General features: G+C 56.8%; 17 protein-coding genes and 1 tRNA gene. 8 read left to right on the top strand and 10 right to left on the bottom strand.

The features are described 5' to 3' along the window. The first annotated feature begins 98 nt into the window (after positions 1-98). Positions 99-248, top strand: a complete 150-nt coding sequence (locus JDW22_RS09370; RefSeq protein WP_200522841.1) for a hypothetical protein — start codon at positions 99-101, stop codon at positions 246-248. Between the two features lie 41 nt (positions 249-289). Here the strand turns inward: JDW22_RS09370 and JDW22_RS09375 are convergent, their stop codons facing one another. The 7 genes from JDW22_RS09375 to JDW22_RS09405 form a co-directional block, all read right to left on the bottom strand. Then, entirely contained in the window at positions 290-601 is a 312-nt protein-coding gene (locus JDW22_RS09375) for a hypothetical protein (RefSeq protein ID WP_200522842.1), read from the bottom strand. 25 nt (positions 602-626) lie between these two features. After that, the gene (locus tag JDW22_RS09380) at positions 627-1,001 is read right to left on the bottom strand and encodes a hypothetical protein (RefSeq protein WP_200522843.1); all 375 of its coding nucleotides are present in this window, start codon (positions 999-1,001) and stop codon (positions 627-629) included. A gap of 577 nt (positions 1,002-1,578) precedes the next feature. Further along, positions 1,579-2,601: a siderophore ABC transporter substrate-binding protein gene (locus tag JDW22_RS09385; protein WP_200522844.1), complete on the bottom strand. Its 1,023-nt coding sequence runs from the start codon at positions 2,599-2,601 to the stop codon at positions 1,579-1,581. Positions 2,602-2,828: 227 nt separating this feature from the next. Next, entirely contained in the window at positions 2,829-4,796 is a 1,968-nt protein-coding gene (locus JDW22_RS09390) for a TonB-dependent receptor domain-containing protein (protein ID WP_200522845.1), read from the bottom strand. Positions 4,797-5,104: 308 nt separating this feature from the next. Continuing rightward, the gene (locus tag JDW22_RS09395; protein WP_200522846.1) at positions 5,105-5,287 is read right to left on the bottom strand and encodes a hypothetical protein; all 183 of its coding nucleotides are present in this window, start codon (positions 5,285-5,287) and stop codon (positions 5,105-5,107) included. Positions 5,288-5,484: 197 nt separating this feature from the next. Next, a complete protein-coding gene (locus JDW22_RS09400) occupies positions 5,485-5,817 on the bottom strand; it encodes a hypothetical protein (RefSeq protein WP_200522847.1) in 333 nt (110 codons plus the stop codon). Between the two features lie 33 nt (positions 5,818-5,850). Next, the gene (locus JDW22_RS09405) at positions 5,851-6,885 is read right to left on the bottom strand and encodes a hypothetical protein (RefSeq protein WP_200522848.1); all 1,035 of its coding nucleotides are present in this window, start codon (positions 6,883-6,885) and stop codon (positions 5,851-5,853) included. 1 nt (position 6,886) lies between these two features. Here JDW22_RS09405 and JDW22_RS09410 point away from each other — a divergent pair, with 1 nt between their 5' ends. The 7 genes from JDW22_RS09410 to JDW22_RS09440 all read left to right on the top strand — a co-directional run bounded on the left by JDW22_RS09410 (position 6,887) and on the right by JDW22_RS09440 (position 14,136). Beyond that, positions 6,887-7,045, top strand: a complete 159-nt coding sequence (locus JDW22_RS09410; RefSeq protein WP_200522849.1) for a hypothetical protein — start codon at positions 6,887-6,889, stop codon at positions 7,043-7,045. Between the two features lie 59 nt (positions 7,046-7,104). Continuing rightward, positions 7,105-8,298, top strand: coding sequence for an oligosaccharide flippase family protein (locus JDW22_RS09415; RefSeq protein WP_200522850.1), 1,194 nt, complete (start codon positions 7,105-7,107; stop codon positions 8,296-8,298). Between the two features lie 173 nt (positions 8,299-8,471). Then, positions 8,472-10,466 (top strand): transglutaminase family protein, encoded by a 1,995-nt coding sequence (locus JDW22_RS09420; protein ID WP_200522851.1) that lies wholly within the window; start codon positions 8,472-8,474, stop codon positions 10,464-10,466. Further along, positions 10,403-12,292, top strand: coding sequence for a phospho-sugar mutase (locus JDW22_RS09425; RefSeq protein WP_235965362.1), 1,890 nt, complete (start codon positions 10,403-10,405; stop codon positions 12,290-12,292). Before JDW22_RS09420 ends, JDW22_RS09425 begins: the two co-directional genes overlap by 64 nt. Before the next feature lie 138 nt (positions 12,293-12,430). Beyond that, positions 12,431-13,141: a purine-nucleoside phosphorylase gene (gene deoD / locus JDW22_RS09430; protein WP_200522852.1), complete on the top strand. Its 711-nt coding sequence runs from the start codon at positions 12,431-12,433 to the stop codon at positions 13,139-13,141. 107 nt (positions 13,142-13,248) lie between these two features. Then, positions 13,249-13,321 (top strand) — tRNA-Glu (locus tag JDW22_RS09435). A gap of 146 nt (positions 13,322-13,467) precedes the next feature. Continuing rightward, positions 13,468-14,136, top strand: coding sequence for a protein-L-isoaspartate O-methyltransferase family protein (locus tag JDW22_RS09440; protein WP_200522853.1), 669 nt, complete (start codon positions 13,468-13,470; stop codon positions 14,134-14,136). Between the two features lie 189 nt (positions 14,137-14,325). Here the strand turns inward: JDW22_RS09440 and JDW22_RS09445 are convergent, their stop codons facing one another. From JDW22_RS09445 to purB, 3 genes are all read right to left on the bottom strand, one after another. Then, complete coding sequence (locus JDW22_RS09445) at positions 14,326-15,858, bottom strand: DUF4178 domain-containing protein (protein ID WP_235965382.1); 1,533 nt, start codon at positions 15,856-15,858, stop codon at positions 14,326-14,328. An 88-nt stretch (positions 15,859-15,946) separates the two neighbouring features. After that, on the bottom strand, positions 15,947-16,072 hold the full coding sequence (locus JDW22_RS13975) for a hypothetical protein (protein ID WP_268884232.1): 126 nt from the start codon (positions 16,070-16,072) through the stop codon (positions 15,947-15,949). Between the two features lie 14 nt (positions 16,073-16,086). Beyond that, positions 16,087-17,457: an adenylosuccinate lyase gene (purB, locus tag JDW22_RS09450; RefSeq protein WP_200522854.1), complete on the bottom strand. Its 1,371-nt coding sequence runs from the start codon at positions 17,455-17,457 to the stop codon at positions 16,087-16,089. Between the last annotated feature and the right edge of the window lie 35 nt (positions 17,458-17,492).

Here is a 17,492-nt window from a genome sequence, read left to right on the forward strand (position 1 = left end):
TGAAATCAAACCAGAAATAATCAATTCTTCGTCATTCCCGCGCAGGCGGAAATCTTGGTTAGTCTTAAACAACAGATTGTTTTTACAACTATTTCTGAATGTCCAACAAGATTCCCGCCTACGCGGGAATGACGGCGGTTATTGTGTTTCAGGCTGCCGTTGGTGTTTTGCTAAGGTTTCATACTTTGTTTAATCAACTATTTGGCAGCGAGATGCCACCGTTCTATTTTAGATTTCAGGCTGCCTAATGTGTGTGGATTGGAACAACGCTGTTGCGAATAACCACGCGCTACACGGCAGCCTGAAACCGCACTGCTTCCACGCGCCCCATGCCCACGCATTTGCCCGCTTCCATAATGGCAAACACCGCCCCGCACCGCAACAACGGCGAATAATCCACCTCAAACAACAGCTTCACCACCACCAACGCATCTTGCGGGGGCGCAGACACTTCGCCGCGGATAAATTCCATGCCCAAATATTCGCCCGAATTATCGGCAACCAAATGCGGGCGATAGCAGGTGGCGGCGTAATCAATCGGCGGCAGCCTGAAACGAAGTTCAGCGGAGCTAAAACCTTGTGGGTGAAACGGATGGTGCAAAGCAGGGTAAACGGCGGCATCGGGGTTATTGGAGCGTTTCGTCTAAAAATTCGTCTAAATAACGCTTGCCACTATCGTCTAGCGTGGTGCGCAGTTCGCGCAGTCGGGCGAATAGCGCGGCTTTTTCGGCGGCGGTGAGCGTGTGTCCGCTGTCGTCGGTTAGGCGGTTGTAATCGGTCGTGCCTTGGGCATCTAGGCTGCGCAGGCGCAGATAGCTGCGTTTTTTGCCTGATGCGGTTTGGGTTTGCAGCAGCATACTGCCGCCGTCTGCGGCGACGGGGCTTTCATCTATCAAAATGGCGGAGGGTAAAGTGTTTTTGGGCATGGCGTAGCTTTGGGGTGTTTGGGCGATTGCGCATGATACGGCTAGGGCGAGCAGTAGGGGGAATAAGGATTGCATGGTGGGCTTTTTCAGGCTGCCTTATTTTGTGTTCTGAATGGCGAGCTACATTTAGTCAAAATAAAAACAATATGGGTAGGACGTATGGCTTTGCCACGCACCCTACGTCGACTGTTTTTCAGGCTGCCTATTGGGTTGAGGCAGCCTGAAAACGGTTATTCAAACTGCAAACGGTTGATATTCACACGCCGCAAGCATGGGTATGGCGGCGCAACGCCATGCAAACGGCTGAACTCGCTGCAACCGTTTTTCAGGCTGCCTATTGGATTGAGACAGCCTGAAACCTTTGCAAAACCTGCAACCGATGGAGCGTCGGCGGCTCGCCGACATTTTGGCAAATCAGTAATACTATGTTTAATAAGCTATTTGACGACGAGCCGTCGCCACTCCATTTTAGATTTCAGGCTGCCTCAGGGGTTTGCAAATGTTTCAGCCTGAAAACGGTTATTCAAACTGCAAACGGCTGATATTCACGCGCCGTAAGCGTGGGTATGGCGGCGCAACGCCATGCAAACGGCTGAACCCGCAGCAACGTTTTTCAGGCTGCCTCTGTTGCGCTGAGGCAGCCTGAAAACCTTTATTTCGCCTTTTTAAACGCTTCTGCCGCCTGCTTGGCAACGGTTTGCAACTGCTGCGCGCCGCCTGCGGCAAGATACGCGCTGCTGTCCAGATACACCACCTGCCCTTTTTTCCATGCGGTGCTTTCGGCAACCAGCGGGTTATCCAACACGTCTTTTGCTGCTTTGCCCTCTTCGCCAATCGCGGCGCTGCGGTCTAGCACAAACAGCCAATCGGGGTTTTTCTCTTTAATGTATTCAAACGAAATCGGCATGCCGTGCGAGCCTTCTTTCATGGCGGTGTCCACAGGTTCCAGCCCGATGTCTTGGTGCAGCCAGCCGCCCAAGCGCGAATTGGGGCTTTGCGCCGACAGTTTGCCGCCGCTCACAATCAACACCAGCGCCTTGCCTTTGCCTTTTGCCGCTTCGCGGGCTTCGTCAAACGCTTTGTTGATGTCGGCTTTCAATTTTTCGGCTTCGGCTTGTTTGCCAAAAATTTGCGCGTAGGCATCAATGCGCGCTTCTGCGCTGGTGCGCAGGTTTTTGGTGTCGGCGGTCATGTCTATGGTGGGCGCGAGTTCGTTGAGCTGTTGCGCGGCTTTGCTGGTGCGGCTGCCGATGATGATGAGCTGCGGTTTGAACGCGCCCAAGGCTTCGTAGTTCGGCTCAAACAGCGTGCCGACGTGTTTCGCCTTGCCAAACGCGTCTTGCAAATAAGGCAGCATGGATTTGTCCACGGTTGCGCCCACGGGCACGCCCAAGGCGGTGAGCGTGTCCAACGCACCCAAATCATACACGGCAACGTTTTGCGGATTTTTCGGCACCACCGCTTCGCCGCGCGCGGTTTGCACGGTTACTTTTTCGCCTTGAATATCGTGCGCTTTCAGCGGGGCTTTGTCGTCTTTATCCGCTGCGCCGCCTTGCGCTTGCGATGCGGCAGAAGCTGAGTTTGCTTGGCTGGCGGCTTGGTTGCCTTGCTGTTGCGATGGGTTGCACGCGGTGAGCGCGGCAAGGGTGAACAGGGCGATAAGCGAATGTTTCATGGGGTTTCCTTGTTGTTAAAAAGATGGCGCGGTTTGAGGCAGCCTGAAACCGCGTATTTCGTTTATAACGGGTTGATAAAAATGGGTTACAAGTTTACAAAAACAAAAATGGATTCGGTTAAAACTTCTGTTTCAGGCTGCCTCAAACCGAAATTTTAACCGCAATCCCCAAGCGGAAGATAGGCAAAGCAGGGTTGGCACGCCATCGATGCTTTGCCTTCAATCGCCTACCAACGATAATTCACGCCCAAACGCACATCGCGCCCTGCTTCGGGCAAGGAACTGCCGTTGGTGCTTTCGCGTTGCGTGTGCGATTTGTAGTATTTGTTGCCCACGTTGTTGATGGCAAAGTTCACATTCAAATTGTCTTTGCCGGGCAGGGGTTTCCAGTTCAGATAAATATCGTTTACGCCGTAGCCTGGGCGTTCTGTGCCGCCGCCTGAGCCGCGTTGGTAGGCGGAGTGTTCGGTGCGTTGCACAAAGCGTCCGCGCCAGCCGATTTCCAAATTGGGATTTTCAAATTGGTAAGACAAGCCCGCTGTCCATGTGCGCCCCACGGGCACAAACGTTACCAGCGAATCGATGTTGGCGCTGTTGATTTTGGGCTTGTTGTAGGCAACCCCTACGCGTGCGGTTAAACCGCGCCAGCGATAGGAAGTAGAGATTTCGTAGCCTCTGTTTTTCAGCGTGCCGCCGTTGTACGCCATAAAGCGACCGCGCCCAAGGCTGCGCCAAGCCTGCACATCTTTGATTTGTTGGTCAAAATAGCTGGCTTCAATGAACAACGCATCGTTGAGCTTGTATTTCACGCCCACTTCGGCATTGCGCGCGCGTTCGGCTTTCAAATTGGGGTCGGCAAGCGCGGTGCGGCTGCCTGAAAGCATCACTTCATACAAGCGCGGGCTGCGGCTGGCGTAGTTTAAATTGGCGTTGAAGGATAAATCGGGTGTAGCGTCCCAAATCACGCCGATGCTGGGGTTCACTTTGCTGCCCGAGCTTTTGCTGTTGCCAGAGAACAAGGTTTTGTAGTGGTCGTAGCGCAAGCCTGTGGTCAGCGTTACGGGTGCAATATCCCAGATGCCTTCGGCGTAGATGCCGTAATCGGTTTTTTCTTCGCGCACACGCCCGCCGCTTAGGCTGTCGGGCTTGCTTTTTTCTTTGCGCCAGTTCACGCCGTATTTGAGCGTGTGTTTGCCAAACAGCGGTGTGTCAAAGCCCACGTTTGCGCCATTGGTTACGATTTTGTTGGTGGCGGTTTCGGTAGCGCTGGGTTCTTCGCGCTTGATGGTTTGGGTGTACACATTGGCTTTCAGGCTGCCTAATGCGCCCAGTTGCTTGCCCTCGTAAGCAAGGTTGGTGGTGTCTTGCGTGAGGATGCGATAGCGCGGGCTGTTGGTTGCACTTCTGCCTGCTTGGGCGAAGTCAAATTCTTCACGCAAATTGCGTGTGCCGTAGGTTTTTTCTTGGCGATGGCTTAATTCAACGCGGTGGTCGTCGTTGAAATTGTAGGCAAATTTGGCGAGCAAGCCGCGTTGTCCAATCGCGCTGCCGTTTACTTTGTTGCCCGTGGCGCTGCGGTAGCCGTTGCCCGCTTTGTAGTCTTTTTCGGTAACCCAGTTGCCCGTTACCAAAGCATCCAAGCCGCCCCAGCGCCCGTAAACGGTTGCGCCGCGATTGTAGCCTTTGTTACTGCTCACGCCCGCGTTCACTTTGAAGCCTACGTTTTGCCCGTCGCGCAGCAAATCGGCGGCATCCACGGTTTTGGCGACAATCGCGCCGCTGGTTGCGCCGATGCCCGCCGATGCCGAGCCTGTGCCTTTTTGCACGCCGACTACTTTCACCAAGCTGGGGTCTAACAAAAACCGCCCGTTGTGGTGGAAGATGTGTGAATCGGAATAGGTGTTGTCCACTTTCATGTCGATTTGGTCTTGCCCCATACCGCGGATGGACACCCATTGCGAAGTGGCGTTGCCGCCGCCGAAGTTGATGGACGGCTCGTTGAACAGCACATCTTTCATGTCGGTGGAGGTGGATTCGTCCATTTTTTTGGTGGTCACGCGGCGGGTGGAGGTGTCGCCTTTGACCGTGATGTTTTGCAATTCCTGCTTGTGCTCGGCGGGCAAATCCTCGGCTTGGGCGTAGCCCGCTGCCAATGCCAAGGTGAGCATGGAAAGTTTGAAAAAGGGTGTTTTCATGGTTTTCTCTCAGTCGGATTAAGGTTAAACAAAAATAAAATTCGTTCTCAATATTAACACGTTTTGACAAAACCATGAATAGAAAAACCGTATGAGTTGTGGGGATGGGAATGGGGCAGGCGGGGAAAAGGCAGCCTGAAAACAGGGGGATAGTGTTGTTTTACTCGTTTTCAGGCTGCCTTATGGGCTTTCTGATGGCGCGTTGGATTTAATGCGGCTGGCGTTGGTACGCAGCACAAAAGGCAGCCTGAAACGCGCTAAACAGCATTTGGGCTTCGCAACTCCGCTGCGCTACGCAGGCTGCCTTTCTATCCTCCGCAGCGAACCGTTCCCACCCACTCGCCGTCAGCCCTGATTTCCGCCGTTTTGCCGCCGCCTTTTGCTTCCCAAACCCAATGGTTGCCGTGCGATTGCGCGGGTTCGCCAAGGATAAACCACGCCTTATCCAGCGTGTCGCCTGCGCGGATGGTTTGGCATTGTTCGCGCGGCACAAAGGCGCGTTCGCCGCAGTTGTGTTGCTGTCGGCAGTCGGGACGGATGCAGTAGTCCTGCGTGTTGTGCCAAATGCCGCCGCCCTTCTCGCATAGGGGGCGGTTAGTGCGGTGAAATAACGGGTTTGGGGTTTCATTGTGAATTCCTTGTGGTAAGGCAGCCTGAAATGAGCAAACCTGTTTTCAGGCTGCCGCAATCAGCGCACCGCCTGCTCCCACCACACATTGCCGTGATAGGTGTCGCCGCATAGCTGATAACGCCGCCGGCAACGGGTGCATTCAAAATACAGCGATAGGCTGTCGTACCAACCAAAGCGGTCGCGCTCATCGCCCAAGGTGCGGCATTCTGCTAGCGAGTTGCCCCATTTCGGATCGTCTTCCTTGCCTACATCGCGCAAAATGCCTAGTGATACGGCGTTTTCAAGATGGCACAGCGTGCGCTGCAAATGCCACGCGCTGTTTATTTGCACGCGCGGTTTAAACTCGGCGCATTGCGGGCAGTCTATGCCTTTGCGGGAAAAAACGGGCATGATCGTCTCCTTGAAAAGTGGTTTTCAGGCTGCCTATCCATCCACATTCACCGCCACGCCTTGCGCCGCCGCATTCTCACGCCGGTCATAGCGTTCAAACGTAATTTGCCGTGTGGTTTCGTGATACGACAGTTTGCGCGCGGGGCTTCTGTGTTGCGCCAAAATTTGCGGCAGGGCGGCGCGGCGTTGCGCGGGGGGCAGCGCGTATAGGGCAAGGGCAGCCTGAAACGCGCGTTGTTGCATGGCGGTATCCAGCAGGCGTTCGCTGTACACGTTGTAATCCGCCGTGTCGTTATCCAGCAGCACGCAGCCGATGAAGTTGCCCCAGCACGCGGGGCGCAGCGCAATGTTGCGGGCGTTGTGGGCGGGCGGAGTGTTTTCAGGCTGCCTATCTTGTGCTACGGCGGCTTGGTTTTCGGCGGTGCAATAGTGCGCGAGATTTTGCGCGTGCAAACGGCGCGTGTGCTCGGGCGAGAACAGCAGGCTACGCGCGACTGGGTTTTGCAGTAGCTGCTTGGCATCCATGCTGGCTTTGTCCTCGTCTGCCGCATCGCTCGCCAGCCAGTTGCGCATCATGTCGTCAAAATAGCGAAATTCGCCCTGCATGGCGGCGCATAGATTGGGCTCACCGCGGGCAAACGGGGCAAACGCCGCCGCGCAGTTATCGGGCAGATGCGTTGCCCAAGCGGGCTGCTCCGCCAGCATTTCCGCCGCCAGCGCGGTGTTGCGCACCACGATGGCGTTGCCAATCATGGTGTCAATCAAGCCGCCGTGCGCACGCAGCAGCACGCGCCCTGTGTGGATATTGCGGCACACGCGCGCCAAGGCGGCTGGGTGGCGATTTTCTGCCCGATCCACCGCCGCTGCGGTGTGTTGCTGCGCCAGCGGGGCAAAGGGCGGGAAGGCATCTCGGGTTACATCGTTGATAACGTAATCAAAATTATCGTATTGAGCCAGCGCATCGGCGTTGGCAAGCAGCTGGGCGGCTTGTTGCACGCTCGCGCGATAGGCGGGCAGATTTTGGCGCACGGCAGCAAGGCAGCCTGAAACGCTGTCATTCCCAGACAAAATGATGAAACGACGGCACGCCCTCAAAACGGCGGATTTCGCGCAAAACCTCAGGCTTGACGATGCCGCGCAATGCTGCCTGCTTTTACCGATTAACACAGAATTGAACAAGAAAACCCGCCCCGCCAAGCCCCGTCTGATACAATTTCGCCGCCATTAACCCCCAACCGCTTATCCATTTTAATTTATCCGTTGAAGCCTTCGGCTTTCAGGCTGCCCATGAAACTCCTAAAAGACAGTCTTATCTACCTTCTCGGCGAGCTTGCCGCCAAAGCCCTGCCCTTTTTGCTGCTGCCTTATCTCACGCGCAAATTCGGCGCGGCGGGCTACGGCGACTTGTCGTATTGGCAAACCCTGCTTTCCCTGCTGATTATCGTATTCAGCCTCAGCCAAGACGGCGCGCTCACGCGCTATTTTTATGTGTACGGCAAACGCAACCTGCCCGGCGTGATGCTGGCGGGCTACGGCTACACCGCGCTGGTTACGCTTGCCGCGCTGGGTGTTGCCGCCGCCGCGCAGTCGGTCAACCTTGCCACCGTAACCTGCGCCGCCGCCGCGCAAAGCGTGCTTGGCGTGCAACTGGCTTACCGCCAATGCCAAAAACGCGCCCTGTCGTACACGCTTATCCAAACCGCCAGCGGCGTGCTCACCAGCCTGCTCACCGTTGCCCTGCTGGAAGCCACGCACAGCGCGCCCATCGCCTTTCGTTTTGCCGCGCTGTTTATCGGCAACGCCGCCGTTTCGCTCGCCGCCTATGCGCTGATGCCGCGCAACCGCCACCACATCCGCCTGCGCCGCCTGTTTCAGGCTGCCCGATACATCTTCGCCTTTGGCCTGCCGCTTGTGCTGCACCACGCCAGCGGCTTTATCAAAGGGCAGCTTGACCGCATCGTTATCCATCAACACTACGCCCCCGAGCAGCTCGGCATCTACGCCGCAGGCTTGCAGCTTGCCAGCATCCTCAGCATTCTGCTGCTCGCCGCCAACAAAGCCACCGTGCCGCATTATTACCAAGCCGTCAAACAAGGCAGCCTGAACGCCGCCAAAATCCGCCGCCTCGCCCTCGCCGTCCTCGCCGTCAGCCCCCTCCCCGCCGCCATCGCATGGCTGCTGCCCAACACGCTGTTCACATGGCTGCTGGGCGCGCAATATGCGGGCAGCCAGTATTACACCGTCCTGTTCCTGCTCGGCTTCGGGCTCACCCTGCCCTATTACCTGCTGGTGAACCACCTGTTCTACCACGGCAAAAACAAGCGCATCGCCGTGATTTCCGTGCTGTCCACACTGGTTTACCTTGCCGCGCTGTTTGCCACCGCCCGCATCGGCATCCGCTGGATACCGCTGGCGATGATTGCCGGCAACGCCGCCATCCTGCCGATTTTGTGGACAAACGTGAACGACAAGGCAGCCTGAAAACAAAAACCCCGTTTTCAGGCTGCCTTGTCAGTTTCCCCATTCACCAACCGCAATCCCCACCCTCAACCCCACCAAAACCATTAAAATACCGCCCATTTCCCATCCCAACCTCATCCCCGTTTTCAGGCTGCCTCAACCGCAGCCCATTCTAACACCGCCGCACACCGCCCATGATTATCGCCAATCCCACCTATCTCAACGCCGACCCCGACCTTAAAGCCATTCTCGCCAACCAACTCGCGCTCTTTTGCGTGTCGCTGCCCATACTCAACGAGCTGCCCTTTGTGGTCTCCGTTATTTTTATTGTGATGATGGCGATTCGCATCCTGCTGCTGTTTTTTGGTGTGCGCAAAATGGCAACGTGGCAGCTCGTGTTGATGCTCGCGCTGGTGGTGGCGCTGGTGATGCTGCAAGTGGGCTCGTTTGTGGGGCTGCAAGGTGGCATGGCACTGCTGCTGTTGCTTGGTGCGCTCAAATCCTACGAAGGGCACACCCGCCGCGATTGGCAAGTCTCCGCGCTGGTGCAAATTTTCCTGCTCACAGGCGCGGTGCTGTTTAATCAAAGCATGCTGGTGGGCGCGTGGGTGCTGGTTTGCCTAACGCTCATCGCCGTCGCGCTCGCCATTTTAAACGAGCTAGACCCCAAAACCGCGCTGAAACAAAGCCTTATCGGCTTCGCGCTCACGCTGTTGCCGATGATTTTGCTGTTCATCACCATGCCGCGCAAAGAATCGCCGCTGTGGGGCATTCCGCAAAACCCCAGCAACCAATCCACCACAGGCATTTCCGAAAGCATGAAACCGGGCAGCATCGGCAACTTGGTGCAAAGCAACGAACCCGCCTTCACCGCCACATTCAGCGACAACTATCGCCCCCGCCCGCAAGACTTATACTGGCGCGTGATGGTGATGATAGACCGCGACGAAATGGGCGAATGGCACGCCGCGCGCGGCATGATGGACGGCGCATACCCCGCGCGTGGCAACCGCCCCACGCAAGACGTGCGCTATCAAATCGTCATCGAAGACACCAAAGGGCGCATCCCCGCGCTGGATTACCCCTCGCGCCGCCAAGAAACAGGCATCCTGCAAGAGCTGGGCAACGTGCTGCGCGTGTACAGCCGCCAAGGCGTGCGCGGCATCACGCTCCGCGCCAACGCCACCGACGAGCTCACGCAAAAGCTAGACAACGCCGAGCTGCGCCTTTACACCCGCATTTCCGACAACAACCCACAAACCAAAGCCCTCGCTCAAGCGCTCTATCAACAAGCAGGCGGCGACACCGCAACCTTTATTCAGGCTGCCTATCAGTATTTCAACAAACAAAAATTCGTTTACACCCTTAAACCGCCCGTCCTACAAAGCGCTGCCCCCACCGATGAATTCCTATTCCAAACCAAGCAAGGCTTTTGCGAACACTACGCCGATGCTTTTGTAACTCTAATGCGCTCCGCAGGCGTGCCAGCTCGCGTGGTAACAGGCTACCAAGGCGGCGAATGGAACGAACAAGGCGGCTTCTGGCAAATTCGCAGCAAAGATGCCCACGCATGGGCAGAAGTGTGGCTGCCCGAGCGCAACGTGTGGAAGCGCGTGGACCCCACCGCCTCCGTTTCCATCAGCCGCGTAGACAGCGGCGTGGACAACGCCCTGCCCGCCGAAGAAATCAACGAGCTGGTGAGCAACCTCAGCGCATGGAGCCGCTTCACCAGCCAAAGCCAAATCTACTGGCAACGCTGGGTGGTGAACTTCGATAACGCCCAGCAAAACAGCCTGTTTTCATGGCTCGGCTTGGGCGGCGCAAGCACATTCAGCTCGCTGCTGTTGCTCATTATCGGCAGCGTGCCCGTGCTCATCCCCATCATTTGGTGGTGGCGACGCTCGCGCAAGCAAGACATCTCACCGTTAAGCGACGGCTTTATGCTGCTCAAACGTCGCCTACTCGGCAACGCCTTCCCCAACCTCGCCGCACTGGGCGCAACCGAATTGCAAGCCGAATTGGAACAAAGCGAACGCCTCACCCCCGATTTAGCCCGACTGCTGCAAGACTTCATCGCGCTTAACTACGCCAGCCGCCAAGCCCCCAGCCAAACAGTCGCCCAAGCATGGTACCGCCGCGCGCGCAAGCTATCCCGCAAACACCGTTTGAAAACAGAATGGGCAGCCTGAAAACCAAAATAGAACGCCAACGCCCCGCTAAACAACGCCCAAAGGCAGCCCCCGCGCACCGCGCAAACCCCAAAACCAAATTTAGCCCAACGCAACCCCCACCCATTTTTCAGGCTGCCCCAATCCAAATTAAGCTAAAATCCTCCCTTTCCCACAACTACAAAGGAAACAGCATGACCTACCTCGCCCAAGCCCAAAACTGGCTCGCCCAAGACCCCGACCCCGAAACCCGCGCCGAGCTAGAAGCCCTGATTCCCGCCGCCCAAGCAGGCGATGCCGCCGCACTCGCCGAGCTAGAAGCCCGCTTCAACGGCCGCCTGCAATTCGGCACCGCAGGCCTGCGCGGCAAACAACAAGCCGGCAGCATGGGCATGAACCGCGTGCTGGTTGCCCAAGCCGCCAAAGGGCTTGCCGACTACATCCTGCAATTTGACCCGCAAAACCCCAGCATCGTCATCGGCTACGACGGGCGCAAAAATTCCGACATCTACGCCCGCGACACCGCCGAAATCATGGCAGCCGCAGGCATCCAAACCCGCCTGCTGCCGCGCACCCTGCCCACCCCCGTGCTTGCTTACGCCATCCAACATTTCAACACCAGCGCAGGCGTGATGGTAACCGCCAGCCACAACCCCCCCGCCGACAACGGCTACAAAGTCTATCTAGGCAAAAGCAACGGCGGCGGGCAAATCGTCTCCCCCGCCGATGAGCAAATCGCCGCGCTGATTGACCAAGCCACGCAAACCCCCATCAACCAATATCCCCGCAGCAGCGACTACGAAACACTCGGCGAAGAAGTGATTGAAGCCTATATCACCAAAACCGCCGCGCTGGCGCAAGAACCCGAATGCAGCCTGAATTATGTTTACACCGCCATGCACGGCGTGGGCAAAGAAGTGCTGCTCAAAACCCTTGCCGCCGCCAAGCTGCCGCTGCCGCACATCGTTGCCGAGCAAGCCGACCCCGACCCCACCTTCCACACCGTCGCCTTCCCTAATCCCGAAGAAAAAGGCGCATTAGACCTTGCCATCGCGTTAGCCAAAAAAGAAAACGCCGAATTCATCATCGCCAACGACCCCGATGCCGACCGCCTCGCCGTTGCCATCCCCGATGAACAAGGCAACTGGAAACCCCTGCACGGCAACGTAGTCGGCTGCTATTTGGGCTGGTATCTGGCGCAAAAAAACCAAGGCAAAACAGGCACACTCGCCTGCTCGCTCGTCTCCTCCCCCGCGCTGGCGCACATCGCGCAAAAATACGGCTTTGCCAACGAAGAAACGCTCACCGGCTTCAAATACATCGCCAAAGCACCCAATCTGCTTTACGGCTTTGAAGAAGCGCTCGGCTACCTCGTTGACCCCGATAAAGTGCGCGACAAAGACGGCATTTCCGCCGCCATCGTGTTCCTAGACCTAGTACGCAGCCTGAAAGCGCAAGGCAAAACCCTGCTTGACCACGCCCGCGATTTCGCGCAAACCTTTGGCGCATACACCAGCGGACAAATCTCCATCCGCGTAAGCGACCTTGCCGACATCAGCAAACTGATGAGCGCGCTGCGGCAAAATCCCCCCAGCCAAATCGGCGGGCACGCCGTAGCGCAAAGCATTGACCACCTGCAAACCGAACGCCAAAACGATATTTTGGTGTACTACCTTGCCAACGGCAGCCGCTTGATTGTGCGCCCATCGGGCACCGAGCCGAAAGTTAAATTCTATCTGGATGCCAAAGGCAGCAGCGAAGCCGATGCGCAAAACGTGCTGCAAGCGTTTGATGCCGCCGTGCGCGAGATGCTGCGCCAAGATGTTTACGGCAAACAAAACTGCTAACCCATTTTCAGGCTGCCTATCTTGCCCAAGCATCGCACAAGCATAGGCAGCCTGAAAACGAGTTGATGAGCTTCTGCGAAGCTAAAACGAGTTTCTACAAAGTTAAATTTCTTCCAACCAACCAACAAGGAGTCCATTATGGCAACCCCACACATTTCCGCCCACGCAGGCGCATTCGCCGAAACCGTTTTGATGCCAGGCGACCCCCTGCGCGCCAAATACATCGCCGAAACCTTTTTGGAAAACGCCGAGCAAGTAACCGCCGTGCGCAATATGTATGGCTACACCGGCACATACAAAGGTAAACGCATCTCCATCATGGGACACGGCATGGGCATCCCATCTTGCTCCATCTACGCCAAAGAACTGATCACCGAATACGGCGTAAAAAACCTAATCCGCATCGGCTCATGCGGCGCGGTGTTGGACGACATCCATGTGCGCGACGTGGTCATCGGCATGGGCGCATCCACCGACAGCAACGTCAATCGCATCCGCTTTCATGGCTACGACTTCGCCGCCCTTGCCGATTTTGGCATCGTGCAAGCCCTTGCCGCCGCCGCCCAAGCACGTGGTGTGAACGCCAAAGTGGGCAACCTATTTTCGTCCGATTTGTTCTACCACCCCGATACCGCCATGACCGAAACCCTGCGCAAATACGGCATCGTTGGCGTGGAAATGGAAGCCGCAGGCATCTACGGCGTGGCAGCCGAATTCGGTGCCAAAGCCGCCACCATCTGCACCGTGTCCGACCACATCGTGCGCGAAGAATACACCACCGCCGAAGAACGCCAGCTCACGTTTAACGACATGATTACCATCGCCTTGGATGCCGCGATAACGCTGTAATCCACTCCAAAGGCAGCCTGAAAACAGATGGCGAGCAACACCAACCGCCAACCGTTTTCAGGCTGCCTTGACACCCAACGCAATCGCCGTATAATCCGCGCCTTCCCGCGCCCATCGTCTAGAGGCCTAGGACACTGCCCTTTCACGGCGGCAACAGGGGTTCGAATCCCCTTGGGCGTGCTACAAAAAACCTTGCCGATAAGCAGCAAGGTTTTTTTGTTCGCGATAAAACCACCCCGCCGTTTTCAGGCTGCCCACTTCATCCAACCCGCCCCGCCAAAATGCTATAATCGCCCCATTTTCCACCCACCCCCAGAAAGCCCGACATGAACTTTGAACAAGCCCGTTTCAACATGGTAGAACAACAAATCCGCCCGTGGGACGTACTGGATTTTGACGTGCTCGACGCGCTGCAAGACATCCCGCGCGAACTGTTTGTGCAGCCCAGCCAACAAGGCTACGCCTATGCCGACCTCGCCCTGCCCCTGCCCAACGGCAGCCAAATGCTTGAACCCAAAATCGTCGGGCGCATGGCACAAGGCCTGGCGTTGAAAAAACACGAGCGCGTGCTGGAAATCGGCACAGGCTCAGGCTACGCCACCGCCGTTTTGGCAAAACTGGCAGGCAACGTAACCACCTGCGACATTGACCCATCGCAACTCAACACCGCCCAAGCCATCCTCAAAGGCTTGCAACTGGACAACATCCAATACCAAGCCATCGACGGCTTAAACGCCCTGCCCGCCGATGCCCGTTTTGACGCGATTTACATTGGCGGCAGCCTGAAAACCATTCCGCAACAGCTTTTCCCGCATCTGAACAACGGCGGGCGCATGGTGGTGGTGGTCGGCAGCGAGCCGGTTCAACGCTGCGTGCGCGTAACGCGCGACGGCGACACGTTTAGCGAAAAAGTCCTGTTTGACACGCTGATTACGCCGCTGCAAGACGGCGACAACGCCGGCTGGTATAAAGCGACGGGGAAATTTACGTTTTGATGATGGCGTGATTGGGCTTTGCCCAATCGTGTTTCAGGCTGCCTTGGATGATTTCAAGGCAGCCTGAAATTTTTTATACGGGCTACTATCCGCCCCCCCAAGCGCAACAATTGCAAAGGGGCTGAGAAAAGCGAAACATCTTTTCAAAACACGTTTTCAAGCTGCCTTTGCATCGCCATAAATACATTCTTAATCGTCGTCATCATCGCTGCGGTCTCTGCCCGCTCGGTAAAGAACGTAAACGACCACCGATGACAACACCAGCGAAAAGCCAAAATCGTCATCGTTCATTTTCAACCAAGCGGGGATGTTAATCAAAACAAACACGCCAATCATCAGCCAAACCATTTGCCGCGACACGGGGTCGGGCTGCATTTGCGCGGTGTAGCGCGGGGCGTTGCCGCCGTCAAATTGAAACCATGCGGCAAGCTGTTTGCGCGACACGGGGGTGTTTTTGCTCCATGCCAATTCGTTGCGCGTGCGCTGGGCGGAAAGTTTGCTGCCGCTTTGTTGGTAATCTTGGTAATAGGTGATGTCGCCTGCGCGGATGTGCCAGTAGAACGCGCCTGCGGCGTAGCTCACGCGCCCGCCGTAGTCGTAGAGTTTGTAGGCGTTTTTGGGAATGTTGTTTGGGGTTAGGGCGGGGAAGCGGGTGAGCGTTTCCGACAGCGCCCATTCGTTTTGCGCGGTTTCCACCAGCCATAGGAAGCCTTCTTTGGGGTTGTACAGCAAATATTCGCGCCACCAATCAACGGGGACGAGGCTTAGCGGGCTGCCGTATAGCGCGGCGTGTGCGTCGTCGGGGCGGAGCTCTTCGTAGCGGGCGGCACCGATAACGGTGTAGCTGTTGCCGTGGATTTTGCCTGTTTTGCCGATGGGCAGCGGCAGGGCTTCTTGCTGGGCTTGGCGCATTTCGTTGGCGGCGATGAGCTTGGCTTTTTCTTCGCTGGTGTCCAAGTCGCTGCCGCAGCTGGGGCAAATCACGGTGGGGGTGATGCCGCGCAGCCATTGCACGGGCGAGCCGCAATGGGGGCAGTTTTCGCTTTGGCGTGTGCCTTTCAGGCTGCCTGCGCTTTGGCGGATTTGGTCGTCGCTGCGGGTGTTTTGCAGAAACAGTTGGTTAAGCTGGACGGTGCTGCCGAGAAAGGCTTGCGGCGGGGTGTCGCCGTAATCCAGCGTGAGGAATGCGTTTTCGTTGCGCCAATCGACAACGCGGTTTTGGTAGTTTTCAGGCAGCCTGAAAGGCAGTTCGCCTTGGGCGGCGGCGTTGGAGAGGGTAATTTCGCGCACATCGCTGGCGATAAAGGTTTTGCCGTAGTCCAGCGTGCTGATGCCTGCGCGGATTTCGTTGAAATCGGGGGCGTTGTCGGGCGTGGCAATGGGGCGGGTAATCACATAAATATCGCCCGCTTCGGAGAGCCAGCCGTTTTCGCCGTCGTCAAACCGGACATACCATTCGTTCCACACGCCTGCGTCGTATTTGGCTTGCAGCCGCCCCACCACGGCGAAGCCCTGCCCGTTGTATGTGCCTGCGGTGCCGATTTGGATGGGGCTGAAATCTTGCAATAATGCGCTGTCGCGCCCCGTGTCTTTTAGCGTGCCGTCTTGCAACACGAGCATGCTGTCGCAATAGCTGCATACAACGGTGATGGCGGTGGGGCTGTAAACTTGGACGGGTGCGCCGCAGCTGGGGCAGCCGGTGTGGAAAAATGGCTCAGACATGATGCAATGGATGGGATGGCAATGGGGAAATCATAGCATAAAGGCAGCCTGAAAACGTGTCGGATGCGGGTTGCCACTGCGCGGGTTTTCAGGCTGCCTTGCGGGCGGACAAGGGCTGCGATGCGTTTAGCGAGTTGCGCGCATGGCGTTGGCGTTGAACAAAGGCAGCCTGAAAACGCCCAACCGTATTTTCAGGCTGCCCGATGGGCTGCAATCAATAGTCTGCAATCAACACCGCTGCGCCAGCTCAACCGCTTTGCCGATGTACGCATCAGGCGTGAGCGCCAACAATTCGGCTTTCGCGCCATCGGGAATCGCCAAGCCGTTGACAAACTGGCGCAAGGTTTCGGGCGTGATGCCGTCTTTGCCGCGCGTGAGCGCTTTGAGCTGCTCGTAGGCTTGCGGCACGGCGTAGCGGCGCATCACGGTTTGAATCGGCTCGGCAAGCAGCTCCCAAGTGGCGTTGAGGTCTGCCAACATGGCGGCGGGGTTGGCTTCCAGTTTGTTCAAACCGCGCAGGTGCGCCGCCCAGCCCAACAGCGCGTAGCCCGCGCCCACGCCCATGTTGCGCAGCACGGTGCTGTCGGTTAAATCGCGTTGCCAGCGGGATACGGGCAGTTTCTCGGCAAGAAAACCGAGTACGGCGTTTGCCATGCCGAGGTTGCCCTCAGAATTTTCAAAATCAATCGGGTTCACTTTGTGCGGCATGGTGGATGAGCCAACCTCGCCCGCTTTCACTTTTTGTTTAAAGTAACCCATTGATATGTAACCCCAAATATCGCGGTTAAAATCAATCAAAATGGTGTTGATGCGGCTGACGGTTTGAAACAGCTCCGCCATGTAGTCGTGCGGTTCAATTTGGATGGTGTAGGGGTTAAAGGTCAAACCCAATGATTTTTCTACGAATTTTTGGCAATGCTGTTCCCAGTCCACATCGGGGTAGGCAACCAAATGGGCGTTGTAATTGCCGACTGCGCCGTTGATTTTGCCCAAAAATTCCTGCGCGGCAAGCTGCTGGATTTGGCGTTGCAAACGCGCCAGCACGTTGGCGATTTCTTTGCCCATCGTGGTGGGCGTGGCGGGCTGCCCGTGCGTGCGCGACATCATGGGCACGGCGGCCAGCGCGTGCGCCATCTGTTGCAGCTTGGCGGCGATTTCGCGCAATTGGGGCAGCAGCACTTCATCGCGCGCTTGGCGCAGCATCAGCGCGTGCGACAGGTTGTTGATGTCTTCGCTGGTGCAGGCAAAGTGGATGAATTCGCCCACGGCGTGCACTTCGGCGTTGTGCGCGAAGCGTTGTTTGAGCCAGTATTCAATCGCTTTCACGTCGTGGTTGGTGGTGGCTTCGATGGCTTTGACTTCGGCGGCGTTGCTCAGCGAAAAGCCGTTGATTACGCTGTCTATTTCGGCAAGCGTGGTGGCGGAAAACGGGGCGACTTCGCCGATTTTCGGCTCGGCAGCAAGAGCTTTGAGCCATTCCAGTTCCACGCGCACGCGCGCTTTCATTAAGCCGTATTCGGAAAAGATGGGGCGCAGCGGGTCGGTGGTAGCGGCGTAGCGTCCGTCTAGCGGGGAAAGGGCGGATAGGGGGTTTATCATGTTGAATCCTTGTTGATAAGGGGAAAGGCGTTTCA

It is taken from the genome of Kingella bonacorsii, from assembly GCF_016623605.1.
In the GTDB taxonomy this organism is placed as follows: Bacteria; Pseudomonadota; Gammaproteobacteria; order Burkholderiales; family Neisseriaceae; genus Kingella_B; species Kingella_B oralis.

Coding starts and splice junctions, on each gene's coding strand:
- JDW22_RS09440 (WP_200522853.1), top strand. CDS start 13,468: ATGAACTTTGAACAAGCCCGTTTCAACATGGTAGAACAACAAATCCGC.
- JDW22_RS09410 (WP_200522849.1), top strand. CDS start 6,887: ATGATGAAACGACGGCACGCCCTCAAAACGGCGGATTTCGCGCAAAAC.
- JDW22_RS09445 (WP_235965382.1), bottom strand. CDS start 15,858: ATGTCTGAGCCATTTTTCCACACCGGCTGCCCCAGCTGCGGCGCACCC.
- purB (WP_200522854.1), bottom strand. CDS start 17,457: ATGATAAACCCCCTATCCGCCCTTTCCCCGCTAGACGGACGCTACGCC.
- deoD (WP_200522852.1), top strand. CDS start 12,431: ATGGCAACCCCACACATTTCCGCCCACGCAGGCGCATTCGCCGAAACC.
- JDW22_RS09390 (WP_200522845.1), bottom strand. CDS start 4,796: ATGAAAACACCCTTTTTCAAACTTTCCATGCTCACCTTGGCATTGGCA.
- JDW22_RS09380 (WP_200522843.1), bottom strand. CDS start 1,001: ATGCAATCCTTATTCCCCCTACTGCTCGCCCTAGCCGTATCATGCGCA.
- JDW22_RS09370 (WP_200522841.1), top strand. CDS start 99: ATGTCCAACAAGATTCCCGCCTACGCGGGAATGACGGCGGTTATTGTG.
- JDW22_RS09420 (WP_200522851.1), top strand. CDS start 8,472: ATGATTATCGCCAATCCCACCTATCTCAACGCCGACCCCGACCTTAAA.
- JDW22_RS09400 (WP_200522847.1), bottom strand. CDS start 5,817: ATGCCCGTTTTTTCCCGCAAAGGCATAGACTGCCCGCAATGCGCCGAG.
- JDW22_RS09425 (WP_235965362.1), top strand. CDS start 10,403: ATGGTACCGCCGCGCGCGCAAGCTATCCCGCAAACACCGTTTGAAAAC.
- JDW22_RS09415 (WP_200522850.1), top strand. CDS start 7,105: ATGAAACTCCTAAAAGACAGTCTTATCTACCTTCTCGGCGAGCTTGCC.
- JDW22_RS09385 (WP_200522844.1), bottom strand. CDS start 2,601: ATGAAACATTCGCTTATCGCCCTGTTCACCCTTGCCGCGCTCACCGCG.